Raw genomic sequence first — 13,728 nt, forward strand, 5'->3', positions numbered from 1 at the left:
GGTCAGCCCCAACCTGTGGGCGGGCGTGGGGCTGGTGCGCGGCGGGGCTGGCACGGCACTGGTGGGCGACCCGGCAACCGTTGCCGAGCGGATTGACGAATATCGCAGGGCCGGTTGTGACAGCTTCATCTTTTCCGGCTATCCGCATCTGGAGGAAGCCTGGCGCTTCGGTGAACTCGTTCTCCCCCTGCTGCCCACGGCGCATGCCACGCGTCCGGCAGCCAGCGCGAACAATACCGGTCCGTTCGGGGAGAGCATCGCCAACACCATCCCGCCCCTGCAGGCGGCATCCTGACGGATTGATATAAAACACCAGAAGTTTCCGGGCGCCGCCTTTTCTCAAAAAGGCGGCGTTCCCTGAAGCTTTCTGAAAAAATCCTGACCAGAAACTTCCTTATGAATACAGGATGTTTCGTGAACCGGCTGTGTCAGGCCGCTGCCTGGGGAAAGGTGCGCTACATCCTGTGTGCATCGCAGCTCCGCGTTTTGGCCCCTGTAAACCATCCTTCCGTGACACCACGTTTCGTGAATGAGACGGCGTTACCAGCATTGGACGGCATCGATCTGACCGGCGGGAGTCCTCAGGCCAGCGGATATGCCCCTGATCTGGAGCGCGGGATAAAGTTGTAAGGAAGAAATATCATGACCACACATCACGAACCCTCCGCCGCGGCTCTTGAGCACCGGTTGAAGGAGGTGGAACGCGATCTGGCGCGCGCGCAGAAGGAAAATCCGGAACACGTCCATGCCCTGACCGCCGAGAAGAAAAAGCTCGAAGACCAGATTGCCGGGCGTTGATGTTTATTGTTTTTTCATACGTCAGTTAAAACAGACCCCTTGCGGCAGATGCCACAAGGGGTTTTGTCCTGTTCAGGGTCATGACAGGCGCGTAACGCCGTTAACGGCCGCGCCTGTCCACCGCATCAGAACGGTGCGTCGATTTCCACAATGTTGATCAGCTTGTGGTTGATGAATTCCTTGATCCCGAGGCCGATCAGTTCACGGCCATACCCCGAATTCTTGATGCCACCAAAGGGCAGGTCCGCCTTGGGAACAAGGGGGTGGTTGATGAACACCATGCCCGTGCGGATGGCGCGCGCGACGCGGGCGCCACGGGCTTCATCGCGCGTGAACACGGAACCGCCCAGGCCGTAAGGGGAGTCATTGGCGATGCGGATGGCGTCGGCCTCGTCCTTCGCACGGTAGATCTGGGTGACGGGACCGAAGAATTCCCAGTGTCGCGCCGCGTTCCTTTCATCAAGGTTGGACATGAGCAGGGGCTGGAAGAAAGCGCCCTGTTCGGGAACCGGTGCGCCGATCACTTCAACCTTCGCGCCCAGATCCATCGCCCGCGTCACCTGGTCACGCAGGTCATCCGCCGCCGCCTGGGAGGAGAGCGGCGCCAGCGTGGTGGCGGGGTCCATCGGGTCACCTGCCTTGAGGGCCGCGACCCCTTCCTTGTACAGTGCGAGGAACTGGTCATAAACGGCGTCGGCCACGATCAGACGCTTGGCGGAGACACAGACCTGCCCGGCATTCCAGTGCCGGCCGGTCACCGCCCAGCGGGCCGCCTTTTCAACATCGGCGTCGTCCAGCACGATGAAGGCATCGGCCCCACCCAGTTCCATGGTCGCCTTCTTCAGCGCCTTGCCGGCAATACCGGCAATAACCGTGCCAGCCCCTTCCGAACCGGTCAGCGCCACACCACACACACGCGGGTCGTTCAGGATCATGGCGGTGTGGGGACGGGCCGCGTACAGGTTGCGGAACAGCCCGTGGGGCAGGCCCGCCTCGGCCATGAGCGTATCGAAGGCGGCGGCGCATTGCGGCAGGTTGGACGCATGCTTGAGCAGCACGGCATTCCCGGCCGAAAGCTGCGGGGCGATGATGCGCACCACCTGATAGAAGGGGAAGTTCCACGGTTCGATCGCCAGCACGATGCCCAGCGGTTCGTGAACCAGGACGGGCTTGCCTTCCGCCGGGTCGGCCACGGGCAGCACTTCCGGCTTCAGCAGGTTTTCGGCATGGCTGGCATAGTATTCGAAGATCTCGGCCGAAAGAATGACTTCCTTCTTCGATTCCTCAAACAGCTTGCCCATTTCCAGCGTGCCGAGGCGGGCATATTTATCAATATCGCGGCGCAGGATGGCGGCTGCGGCATTCATCACCTTCGCGCGTTCGGCAAAGGAGGTGTCGCGCCACGCTTCAAAGGCGGCATGCGCTTCGGTCAGCGCGGTCTGTACTTCCGCGTCCGTGGCGTCGGGGAAGGTGGCGACAACTTCGTTGGTATAGGGATTGGTTGTAGCGTAAGCCATTTTAATCCTCGTGTATTTTCAGGTCATTCCGGCGGTACTGGCCTGTGGGTCAGGCGGCGGCTTCCAGAATTCTGCGGCTGACATCAAGTGTCACATCATCGTTTTCGCCCAGATGGGTCATGCCGTGATCTTCAAGCTGCCGCACCAGATCGCTGATGCCTTCACTCCCGATCCCGTAAGCGGACAGGCGGGTCGGCACGCCAAGGTTTTCAAAGAATTCCTCGGTCTTGCGGATAACCGCGTCAATCCGCTCGTCTTCCGTGCCCTCGGTCAGGTTCCAGACCCGTGCGGCGTACTGCAGCAGCTTGGCGCGCTTTTCCGTGCGGCGCACCCGGAGCAGGGCAGGCAGCACCATGGCCAGCGTGCGGGCGTGGTCGATGTGGTATTTCGCCGTGATTTCGTGGCCGATCATGTGGGTTGTCCAGTCATGCGGCACGCCCGCGCCGATCAGGCCGTTCAGCGCAAGCGTCGCGACCCACATGAGGTTGGAGCGCAGGTCATAATCATCCGGCGTAGCCACGATGCGCGGCCCGATTTCCAGCAGGCTGGACAGCAGCCCTTCGGAAAAGCGGTCCTGCGCCATGCCATCCGCCGGATAGGTCATGTACTGCTCCATCACATGCACGAAGGAGTCCACGACACCGTTGATCACCTGCTTCATGGGCAGGCTCATGGTGCGCATGGGGTCCAGCACGGAAAAGCGCGGATAGACCAGCGGGTTGGAGAACAGCAGCTTGTCACCGGTGGACTGGCGCGAAATCACGCTCAGGCAGTTCATTTCGGAACCGGTCGCGGGCAGGGTGACAACGGTGCCCAGCGGAAGCGCCTTTTTCGCGGCCTCGCCCTTGCTGACCAGAATGTCCCATGGCTCGCCTTCATACGGCACGGCGGCGGCAACGAACTTGGTGCCATCCATGACCGACCCGCCGCCCACGGCCAGCAGGAAGTCGAGCTTTTCCGCCCGCACCATGGCCACGGCCTTCATTAGGGTTTCGTAAGTCGGGTTGGCTTCAATGCCACCGAACTCCCGGAAGGTCCGGTTGCCAAGTGCGGCACGGACTTCGTTCAGCGTGCCGCTGCGTTCGGCGCTGGACCCGCCATACAGCACGAGTACGCGGGCGTGGGGGGAAAGCTGTTCATCAAGGCGGGCGATCATGCCCTTGCCGAAAAGAACCCGCGTGGGGTTGTAGAATTCAAAGTTCTGCATCTCTACACCTATTGGACCGGTCGTCTACATTAGACCGGTCAACTATTGAAATCATGAAACACGCTGTCCAGGCATTGTCCTGAACCTAGATTTCCAGAAGCCGCCGGCTTGCCTGCCAAGCGTAGTCAAACGGCGGGGAACCGCGTGTAATCTTTACCATCAGGGTTGAGCCCAGCCAGAGCTGGTACAGCGATGAGGCCAGCATCGGGGCAGGCTGTCTATTGCCAATGGACCCTTCTTCCTGCCCGGTGGTGATGAGTCTGGCGAGCCGGTCAATGACGGTGGTCGTGCCGATTTCCAGAATGGCGCGCATCCGCTCGGACAGATCCGAAACTTCTGCCGCCAGTTTCACGATCAGGCATTTGTTCCCGATCTGCCCGTCAACATGGGTATCGCGCCAGAACTGGCAGTAACGCGTTATCCGCTGCGCCGCATTGCCTTCACCGTTATTGAGAAGGTCATCCATCCTGACCAGATAGTCCTCGATATAGGTGCGCAGGAGTCTTCCCCAAAGGCTTCCTTTGATTCGAAGTAATGGTAGAACGACCCCTTGGGAATACCCGCGACCTCGAGTATCTGCGCCAGCCCCACGGCCGAGAAACCACGCTGGCCGATAAGCGGCCTGGCCGCTTCCAGAATGTGCTGCCGGGCAGCGCGCTGTTTCCCTGCGATCTTCATGAAGGTATCTATATGGGGTGGGGGTCCGGGTGTCCAGACAAAAAAATAGACCGGTCGTCTCTTTTTGGTGAGCGCCTCAGATGACATGCCGGGACATGATGTCCTCGATGAGGGCGCCGACCATACGCGTGGTGCGTGAAAGCTGGCGGGTGCGGTCATGTACCAGCGCCAGCGTAAGGTGCGGCACGTTGGCCCCCACCAGCGGCACGAAGGCAAGTTCCCCCCGCGTCACTTCGGACATGACATCCAGATAACTCAGGAAACCGATGCCGATGCCCATTGTGACAAGGGAGATGATCATCTGCACATTGTTCGCCCGGCTGGCCACCGCAAAGGTGATGCGCCCGCTCTCCATGAGCCTTGTGAACACGGAAGAAAGTGCCAGCGGCGGTTCAGGCACGATCATGGGGTAATCGGCGCATTGCGCCAGCCGGACAGCGGCATGCCGCGCCAGCGGGTGATCGGGCTGGCAGATGAACCCGAGCGGAAAGGACATGCGCCGGACGACCACGAGGTCGCGTATCTCCTCCGGGTCAAGCAGCAGGGCAAGGTCGCCCTCGCCGGAGAGCAGGGTCTGGTAAATCCGCCTGTTGTCGCGAATGTTCATGTTCAGCACCACGCCGGGGTGGTCATGCTTCATGCGGGCGACCAGTTCCGGCAGAAAGGCGCGCGACAGGGCTTCGGGCGCCAGCAGGTCAACCTGGCCGCGACGGATGCCCTTCAGGTCGTCGATCTGGCGGTTCAGGTCATCGAGATCCCGGACCCACCGTCTGGCGCATCCATACAGCAGTTCGCCCGCGGCGGTCAGGCGCATGCCGGAGGGCAGGCGTTCGAACAGCGGGGTCTGGAGCTGTTTTTCACCCAGCAGGATATGCCGGTTGATGGCGGAACCCGCAATGTGCAGGTCTTCCGCCGCCTTGCGTATGGAGTGATGGCGGGCAACAGCCAGAAAATAGACCAGGAAGCGGGAAAACGGTTGCATGTGTTCTCATTTCAAGAATGGAAAATGCTCAATTATGATATATCTGAGAGCGCAACGCCTGTGAAATGATCTTTCTGAAAGCCGCCGGAGACCGTCCGGCCCGTTCAGGAGAATCCACCATGACCACAGCCACCTGCGCCCGCCCGGCCGGTAACCACGCCCTGCCACGCAACATGACGTTCGACGTGGATGACTGGAACATCCTCGCCCGGTGCTGGTATCCGGTCGCCCTTGTCCGGGAACTGGGTGACCAGCCGCTGGGCGTGACCCTGCTGGATGCCCCGCTGGTGGTCTACCGGGCGGGTGACAGCATTGTCATCGCCGATGACCTGTGCCCCCATCGTGGCGTTCCCCTCAGTATGGGCACGGGCGATGGCCAGACGGTGGCCTGCCCCTATCACGGGTTCCGTTTTGGCGGGAAAGGGCGGTGCGTCAGGGTTCCCGCCCACCCCGACAGCGCCATTCCCGCCAAACTCAACCTGCGTACCTATCCGGCGGTGGAGCGCTATGGCCTGATCTGGACCTGCCTGCGGCCGGAGGGGGAGACGGTCGCCATTCCCCCCATGCCGCATTGGGATGATCCGGCCTATCAGCAGATCAACTGCCCCTGGATCGACATTGCCGGTTTTGCCGGGCGGCAGGTCGAAGGCTTCATTGACGTGGCCCACTTCGCCTTCGTTCATACCGACACGTTCGCCGATCCCGAAAATCCCGTGGTGCCGCCCTACACGACCCGCACGACGCCGGACGGGTTCGAAGCGGAATACCGCAGCAACGTGGGCAACTACCCCATTGGCCGGGTTGACCGGGGGCGGCCCGGTTTTGAATGGCTGCGGCACTTCCGGTGCATGTGCCCTTTACCGCGACACTGGAAATCCATTTTCCCGATAACGGTCGCCTTGTCATCATGAACGCGGCGTCACCCGTGTCGGCACGCAAGACACGCATGTTCGCGCCCATGTGCCGTAACTTCGACAAGGATTTGCCGCTGCAGGACGTGTACGACTTCAACCTGCGGGTATTCAGGGAGGATCTCGCGCTGGTGGAGGCGCAGAAGCCCGAGAACCTGCCACTGGATCCCACGCTCGAAGCCCATGTGATGGCGGATCGCAGTTCGATCGCCTATCGCCGCGCCCTGCGCACCATGGGACTGAGCCAGTTCTTCACGGCGTGACGGGAGCAGCACCCATGTCTTCCCTGTTTCGCGTCCTTGTCGATGATGTCGCCCCGGAAGGGGCCGGGTGCGTGCGCCTGCGTCTGGTCGCGCGACCGGGGCAGGCGGCGCTGCCAGCCTTTGAACCCGGCGCGCATGTCGATGTCATGACGCCATCCGGGCTGATCCGCCAGTATTCACTGTGCGGATCGGCGGATGAGCCGATGCCTATGAACTGTGCGTCAGGCGGGAGGCGAACTCCCGTGGGGGATCGGAATCATTGTGCGGGCAGGTCAGCAGGGGTATGGAACTGTCCATATCCGGCCCCCGTAATGCTTTTCCCCTGCCATCCGCGCGGCGGTACATTCTTGTGGCGGGCGGGATTGGCGTGACCCCCCTGTTATCCATGATGCGGCGGCTGCAACGTAACAAGGCCGACTGGCAGCTTCATTATTACGCGCGTGACCCGGAGCAGGCGCCGTTTGGCGATATGCTGCGGCAGGCTCCTTACCGCGACCATGTCCGGTTTTACCAGAGCCTGCGGCGGGAGGGATGTCCGCCCCCCCTGGGTGCGCCGTCTTCCGATACGGCGGTCATGCTGTGCGGGCCGGATGCTTCATGAACGCCGTTTTTTCCCATGCCGTTGCGGCGGCTGGTCGCCCGAACAGATCCATACCGAATATTTCCGGCCCACGGAAACGACGCATGCCCTTTCGGATCAGGCATTCGAGGTTGTTCTGGCCCGATCGGGCCAGACCGTAAGCGTGCCAGCGGGACAGAGCATTGCATCCGCCTGCTGGCGGAGGGGGTGGATGTCGCCCTGTCGTGCGAACAGGGCATGTGCGGGGCCTGTGTCGTGCCGCTTCTGGCGGGGGAGGCGGATCATCGGGATATGTCCTGACGGAAGAAGAGCAGGGCGATCACATCGCCCTGTGCTGCTCACGCAGTCGGACGCCCTCACTGACACTGGACCTGTAGGGAAGGGACAGGCAGGCGGGTCGGCCTGCCTGCCATGACCGTGCGCCCGGCCGATGTTCGGGAAGCCGGGCGCACATATATTCGCGCCTGAAAACACAGCCAGGGCGACCTGGGGGAGGTCAGGACTTTCATCAGGAAAAGGACTCATTTGATATTGCAATTCACTATCAATTGCTAAATAAGCGATCGGGAACTGTCACTATGTGAGCTTTGAAATGAGTCTTCGTGCGCTTTGCCTGAGCACCATCTGCGCCTCCAGCCTGCTGGCTGGCGCCCGTGGTCCGGTGGTTTCCATCGCTTTCGCGGACGAGGTCAGTCCTGTGCAGCAGAAGGCGAAAACCGCTTCCGCCCCAAAGGCGCATCCCGCCGCCACCGCGAAAAACGACACCGCCCCCCCGCAGGCGGATACAAGGGACGCGGATGCGGGCGGGCACGAGGATATTGTCGTCACCGCCGCGCGCGGGAACCGCATGTATGTCACCAGCGGTGGTGATCTGGGCGCGCTGGGTAACAAGAAGGGGCTGGACGTGCCCTTCAACATCCGCAGCTACAATTCCAGCCTGATCCTGAACCAGCAGTCACAGACACTGGGCGATGTGCTTTTGAACGATCCCACCGTGCGCACGACGATGGGCTACGGCAATTACGCCCAGCTTTTCCAGATCCGTGGCTTCACGCTCTATGGGGATGATGTCGCGATTGACGGGCTTTATGGCGTGACGCCACGACAGCTCGTATCCCCGCAGCTTTATGATTCGGTGCAGGTTCTCAATGGCGCCAGCGCCTTCCTCAACGGGGCGGCGCCCGGTGGCTCGGCCATTGGCGGCAATGTCAACCTGATCCCCAAACGGGCGGCCGCGAAGGATATCACGCGCATCACGGGCGATTATACAAGTAGCGGGCAGGGCGGGGGCGCGTTTGACATAAGCCGTCGGTTCGGGAAGGACCATGCCTTCGGCTTCCGGTTCAACGCGGCTGGCATGGATGGTGAAACGCCGATCAAGGGCGAACGCATGATGACGTGGCGCTGGGCGCGGCGTTCGACTGGCACAATGACGATACGCGCATCAACATGAACATGAATTACCAGAAACAGCAGGTTTTTGGCGGGCGCAGCGCGATCATCGTCTCCAGCCTGGCCGCGGGCATGCCTGCGCCAAGGGCGACCGCCCCTTCCGAAAACTGGGGGCAGCGCTGGGCCTATACGGATCTGGCCTATCTGTTCGGAACGCTGAACATTGAACATGATTTTGGCAGCCACATAACCGCCTACGGTAAATTCGGGGCCCAGAGCGGCAACGAAATGGGCAATTACGCCACCACCACGCTGACGAACTCCCATACCGGTGATGGCACGGTTGGCGCCATGGCCGATGCGTACAATGTCATGAACCAGGCCACGCAGGCCGGTGTGCGCGCGCATGTCACGACCGGTCCCATCAAGCATGAGTTCAATGCGGGTGGATCGGCGATCTGGGAAGAATCGGATTCCGCCTATGCCATGGCCCTCGTGCCGCAGGCAGGCAACATCTACCATCCCACGCAGTTCACGCCGGATGAAACTTTCAGGGGCGGCAGTCTGGGCAACCCCGGGCGCGTGGCGTGGAACAAGCTCTACAGCCTGTTTCTGTCGGATACGATGACCTTCTGGCATGATCGCATCGCGCTGACCGGTGGCTTCCGTTATCAGGATATCCTGTCCGATTCATTTGACTATGGCACAGGCAAACTGAACACGCATTACGATGCGGCGGCGTTTTCCCCGGTCATCGGGCTTGTCATTCATCCGATCAGCAATTTCTCCCTGTACTTCAACCGTATTCAGGGCCTGTCCGCCGGGCAGACCGTCGGGTCAACCTATGTCAACGCCGGGCAGGTCTTCGCCCCGTACCAGAGCACCCAGTATGAGGTCGGCGCAAAATATGACGTAGGCCGTTTCGCGGCAGGCGTTGCCTTTTTCCAGACCTCCATGCCGCAGGCGATGACCGAACCCTACGGCAATACCGGCAGATGCTGTACACCCAGGATGGCAGGCAGCGTAACCAGGGCATGGAACTGACATTCAACGGCGAGATCGTGCGTGGCCTGCGCTTCAATGGCGGGTTGACGCTGATCGACGCCAGGCAGATGCATACAACTGGCGGCACATATGACGGCAAGACCGTCATCGGCATCCCCAACTACACCATCAACGGCAACCTTGAGTATGACGTACCGTTCATCAAGGGCCTGACACTGGTCGGGCGTGTCATCAGCACGGGCAAGCAGCAGTTCAACAACGCCAATACGGCGCATCTGCCCGCGTGGTCACGCTTCGACCTTGGGGCGCGGTACACGTTCCTTGCCGCCCGGAAGCCGCTGACGGCGCGCTTTGAGGTGGATAACATCGGCAACCAGCGTTACTGGGCCTCCGTCTACCAGAGTGATCTGGTCATGGGCGATCCCGAGACCTTCAAATTCTCCATCAGCGCCGATCTCTGATCCCGCGGCGCTGCCTGAAGCTTACGGTGAAGCTTTTCCGGTTACGCATCTTTTTTCCCGCAATAGGCAGGGGGCGTGCTTTCCTGTGACTGGACGGCGGCATGGTCGCTGCCCGTCACGTAGTCCTGTAGTTCGGCGGCTTCCTGTTCCGCATTTTCCGCGCGGAGCTTGACAATATCCCCGATGCTGACCAGCCCGGCCAGTTTCCCGTCTTCCAGAACCGGCATGTGCCGGCTGCGGGAATAGGTCATGCGGCAGGCAATATCATAGATACTGTCATCCGGCGTGGCGGTGGGAACATCCGTGCGCATGATGTCCCTCGCACGCAGGGCGGAAATGTCCGGCCCGCGTTGCGACAGTGCGTTGACGATCATCTTTTCCGATACAAGGCCGACCATCCCGCCATCCGGCCCGACAACGGGCGCGCCGCCAATATTGTGCCGCGCCAGTATGTCGGCCACGGCGGGGATCGGGTCATCTTCCCGCACGGTAATGACCGTATGGCCCTTGCGGGCAAGGATATGAAAAACACGGGAGGACATGGGAAATCCCTTTTCCTGTTTTCGTGTGGCGGCTCCGTCTTCCTCCTTATATTTATTCCGTGGGCAGGATACTGCCACCGGGGGAGACGGGAAGAAGCGGCTGGATGATGCGGGCGGGGAAAAGCCCCCCGATCACCACGATCATGCTCAGAACGATGATCAGCGCGGTCAGTTCCGGTTGCATGCGCCTGTCCATGGTCAGGGGGGACAAAGTGGCCGTACCCATCATGACCCGGATGATGTTCAGGTAATAATAAAGCCCGATGATGCTTCCGATCACGAGAACGCAAAGCAGCAGGTCGCGCTGGTGTTCAACACCGGTCGCCGCGATCTGGAACTTTGCAAGAAAACCGATGCCCGGCGGAATGCCCGCAAGCGAGAGCAGCATGAGCGACATGGCCGTGGCCAGAAACGGGCGGCGGGAGAACAGTCCCTTCCATTCCGCAATCACCGTCCCGCCGGGGTCCGCCGGGACTGCTGATGCACTCATGATGGCGAAGACACCAAGCGTGCTGACCGTATAGGCAAGCAGATAGACCGTGATGGCGCCCGCTTGCAGGGAGCCGGGGCAGAAGAAGGCGATGAGAAGATAGCCCACATGCGCGATTGACGAACAGGCCATGAGGCGCATGAGGCTGGTCTGGCGCAGCGCCAGCAGGTTGCCACCAAGAATGGTCAGGATAATAACGGCGTACAGCACCCCGTTGAGGGTGGGGGTTACAGGCCCCGCCCCGAAATACCGCACGAATACGGAAAACATCGCGATTTTCGAGACAACGGCAATGAAGGCCGCCACGGGAACCGGCGCTCCTTCCATCACGTCCGGCAGCCACATATGGAACGGCACCGCCGAAAGCTTGAAGAACATGCCGGCAAGGATCATGACCGTCGCCGCCATCGCCATGGCGGGGGGCGTGCCCGCAACCGGGGCGGGGAGCACAAATCGCAGCGACCCCGTGGTGGCATAGGCCAGACCCATGCCAAAAAGCAGGACGGCCGAAGACAGGCCCGAGAGGATGAGATATTTCATCGCCGCTTCACAGGCCGGCATGATCTGATGACGGCGGAAGGCCAGCAGCCCCGGAAGGGACATGCCCACGATTTCCAGCCCCAGGAAAAAAGGAATGTCGTTCGCGCTGAACACCATGGCCGTCGCGCCAAGCGTGGCCAGTACCAGCAGCAGGGTATATTCCCCTCCCGCCACGTCACGCCATGACATGAGCAGGATACACAGCGCGGAAAACAGGACCAGCAGGGCCGTGCAGGCTGTCCAGCGGTCCTGAATGAACAGTCCCGTCCCGTCAGGGGGGGATGCGCCGACATGGTATGCCACCGTGGCGAGGGCCGCCAGTAACGTGACAAGCCCGAGCGCAGGGCCGCGCGCCGCCGCGCGTCGCCACGCCATGTCCGCCAGCATGAGCATGATCCCGCCGAAAGCACGGGCAGGGGGAGGGGAAGGAACAGGTCATGCACGATCATGGCGCACCCGCCGCGCGACCGGTCGCCGCCATAACGGACAGGGGGGAGGGGGCGGAAAACGTCATGAAGGGTTGCGGGTAAAGGCCAAGCCCGACCACAAGGGCCATGATACAGCCAAACACCGCCATCTGCCGCGCGGCAAGATCCGGTACAGGCGGCAGGCTGGCCCGTGGCGCGGCCAGGAAGATGCGATTGACCATCCGCAACGCGTAAATGGCGGCCAGAACCAGCCCGGTGGAGGCCAGCACCGCAATCGGGGGGCTGACATGCCACATGGCGAGCAGGACAAGGAATTCACCGGCGAAATTCCCCAGCCCCGGCATGCCCAGCGTGGTGACCGCGAAAAAAAAGCCCCGTGCCGGACAGGCGCGGCATGGCCCCCCACAGCCCGCCAATGCGGTGCATGTCGCGCGTGTGCAGGCGGTCCTGAATGGCACCGGCGATCAGGAAAAGCGCGCCCGTACTCAGGCCATGCGCCAGCATCTGCAGGATCGCGCCCTGCATGCCCATGGGCACGCCGCCAAAGATGCCCGACAGCACAAAACCCATATGGCTTATGCTGCCATAGGCGATCAGGCGTTTGACATCATCCTGCGCGCACGACAGCCACGCGCCATACAGGATCCCGGCCACGCCAAGCCCCATGGCCACCGGGGCGAAACGGGTGGCCGCATCGGGAAAGAGCATGACATTGAACCGGATCATGCCATAGCCGCCGGTCTTGAGCAGGATGCCCGCCAACAGCACGCTTGCCGCCGTGGGGGCCTGCGTATGGGCGTCGGGCAACCAGACATGCACCGGCACGACCGGAAGCTTGACGGCGAATGCGCTGAAGAACCCCAGCATGAGCAGCATGGACAGAGCGGGGGACAGCGGTGTCGTGGCCAGTGTGAAATAGTCGAATGTCAGCACCCCGCTCGCGCGGTAATGCGCCATGACAAGACCGAGGATGGACAGCAGCATGAGCAGCCCGCCACCCTGCGTGAACAGGAAGAATTTCATGGCGGCGCGCTGCCTGTCCTCATGCCCCCATGCGGCGATCAGGATGTACATCGGCACCAGCATCAGTTCCCACAGGAAAAAGAATACGAACAGGTCGGTCGCAAGGAATGTTCCGATAATACCCGCAAGGCAGCGAGCAGCAGAAAGTGGAACGCCCCCGCATTGCCCGTGACCCGACGTGTCGCAAGGAACACGCAGGCAAGGCCCAGGACAAGGGAGAGCCAGATAAGGGAAAGCGAAAGCCCGTCCATGTCCAGCCGGATGGCAATGCCCAGCGCCGGAATCCAGGGCATGGAAAAATGCGCCCGCCATGGTCCCGCATGGGCGGGGTGGGTAAGGGTCGTGACAAGCAGCAGCCCCGTTTCCAGCACAAGGGTCAGGAGTGCTATCCACCATGCGGCCTGCGGGCGGGAGCGCCCGGCCAGCCAGGCCACGCCTCCCCCCGCAATGGGCAGCAGCACAAGCGCGGGAAGCGGTTCATGACAGCCTCACCACTGCAAACGCCGCGCACAGCCCGCCCGCGATCCACGCCGCGTACCAGCGCACGCGGCCATCCTGCATCCATGCCAGAAAGTGACTGCCTTCCCGCATCATCATGACCGTTCGCGCGGCCACCATGTCGAGCAGGTCTTTTCTGATCCGGGCAAGCTTGGCGCTGGTGTCGCGGGTCAGCCTGCCCGTTTCCGTAACGGCATGGTCGGGCACATCGAGCCGCGCAAGCCAGACCAGCAGGCGCAGCGGCTGCACGAAAACCCGGTCATACAGCGCATCCATGCCCCGGCTGTTCCGGGCGAGGCGGATGATGTCGCCCTGCCCCGGGACTTCGCGCATGATGGGGCGGGCGCGCCCCCACAGCACCCACGCCACCCCAAGGCCGCCGAGGGGAACGATCACCCCGGCCAGCACAAGCC

General features: G+C 61.9%; 9 protein-coding genes and 6 pseudogenes. 7 read left to right on the plus strand and 8 right to left on the minus strand.

Annotated features, from left to right (window positions below; all coding sequences use genetic code 11):
* Nucleotides 1–295 (plus strand): annotated as a pseudogene (locus JCM25156_RS21280) (alkanesulfonate monooxygenase); the annotation flags it as partial.
* 347 nt (nt 296–642) lie between these two features.
* Nucleotides 643–798, plus strand: coding sequence for a hypothetical protein (locus JCM25156_RS29760; protein WP_183478736.1), 156 nt, complete (start codon nt 643–645; stop codon nt 796–798).
* A 125-nt stretch (nt 799–923) separates the two neighbouring features.
* On the opposite strand, the gene JCM25156_RS03680 is transcribed toward JCM25156_RS29760, so the two are convergent.
* The 4 genes and pseudogenes from JCM25156_RS03680 to JCM25156_RS03695 all read right to left on the minus strand — a co-directional run bounded on the left by JCM25156_RS03680 (nt 924) and on the right by JCM25156_RS03695 (nt 5,182).
* Nucleotides 924–2,315 (minus strand): NAD-dependent succinate-semialdehyde dehydrogenase, encoded by a 1,392-nt coding sequence (locus JCM25156_RS03680; RefSeq protein ID WP_025812178.1) that lies wholly within the window; start codon nt 2,313–2,315, stop codon nt 924–926.
* A gap of 49 nt (nt 2,316–2,364) precedes the next feature.
* Nucleotides 2,365–3,522 (minus strand): iron-containing alcohol dehydrogenase, encoded by a 1,158-nt coding sequence (locus tag JCM25156_RS03685; protein ID WP_025812179.1) that lies wholly within the window; start codon nt 3,520–3,522, stop codon nt 2,365–2,367.
* 85 nt (nt 3,523–3,607) lie between these two features.
* A pseudogene (locus JCM25156_RS21285) lies at nt 3,608–4,200 on the minus strand (TetR/AcrR family transcriptional regulator).
* A gap of 76 nt (nt 4,201–4,276) precedes the next feature.
* Complete coding sequence (locus JCM25156_RS03695) at nt 4,277–5,182, minus strand: LysR family transcriptional regulator (protein WP_025812180.1); 906 nt, start codon at nt 5,180–5,182, stop codon at nt 4,277–4,279.
* Between the two features lie 119 nt (nt 5,183–5,301).
* On the opposite strand from JCM25156_RS03695, the pseudogene JCM25156_RS21290 reads away from it, so the two are divergent.
* The 5 genes and pseudogenes from JCM25156_RS21290 (at nt 5,302) to JCM25156_RS21300 (ending at nt 9,794) form a co-directional block, all read left to right on the plus strand.
* Nucleotides 5,302–6,356, plus strand: a pseudogene (locus JCM25156_RS21290) (aromatic ring-hydroxylating dioxygenase subunit alpha).
* Between the two features lie 14 nt (nt 6,357–6,370).
* The gene (locus JCM25156_RS30675) at nt 6,371–6,727 is read left to right on the plus strand and encodes a ferredoxin reductase domain-containing protein (RefSeq protein WP_242402455.1); all 357 of its coding nucleotides are present in this window, start codon (nt 6,371–6,373) and stop codon (nt 6,725–6,727) included.
* Entirely contained in the window at nt 6,724–6,957 is a 234-nt protein-coding gene (locus JCM25156_RS30680; RefSeq protein WP_242402456.1) for a ferredoxin reductase domain-containing protein, read from the plus strand. Before JCM25156_RS30675 ends, JCM25156_RS30680 begins: the two co-directional genes overlap by 4 nt.
* A 216-nt stretch (nt 6,958–7,173) precedes the next feature.
* Nucleotides 7,174–7,236 carry a hypothetical protein gene (locus JCM25156_RS30685; protein WP_242402458.1) on the plus strand — a complete coding sequence of 21 codons (63 nt, stop codon included), beginning with the start codon at nt 7,174–7,176 and terminating at the stop codon, nt 7,234–7,236.
* A 292-nt stretch (nt 7,237–7,528) separates the two neighbouring features.
* Nucleotides 7,529–9,794: pseudogene (locus tag JCM25156_RS21300) on the plus strand (TonB-dependent receptor).
* Nucleotides 9,795–9,835: 41 nt separating this feature from the next.
* Here the strand turns inward: JCM25156_RS21300 and JCM25156_RS03720 are convergent.
* From JCM25156_RS03720 to JCM25156_RS21315, 4 genes and pseudogenes are all read right to left on the minus strand, one after another.
* Nucleotides 9,836–10,336: a CBS domain-containing protein gene (locus tag JCM25156_RS03720; protein WP_025812182.1), complete on the minus strand. Its 501-nt coding sequence runs from the start codon at nt 10,334–10,336 to the stop codon at nt 9,836–9,838.
* Between the two features lie 52 nt (nt 10,337–10,388).
* On the minus strand, nt 10,389–11,753 hold the full coding sequence (locus JCM25156_RS21305) for an NADH-quinone oxidoreductase subunit N (RefSeq protein ID WP_242402457.1): 1,365 nt from the start codon (nt 11,751–11,753) through the stop codon (nt 10,389–10,391).
* Between the two features lie 58 nt (nt 11,754–11,811).
* Nucleotides 11,812–13,068: pseudogene (locus JCM25156_RS21310) on the minus strand (complex I subunit 4 family protein).
* Between the two features lie 226 nt (nt 13,069–13,294).
* Nucleotides 13,295–13,728, minus strand: a pseudogene (locus JCM25156_RS21315) (NADH-quinone oxidoreductase subunit L); the annotation flags it as partial.

The sequence above is a fragment of the Komagataeibacter kakiaceti JCM 25156 genome (assembly GCF_000613305.1).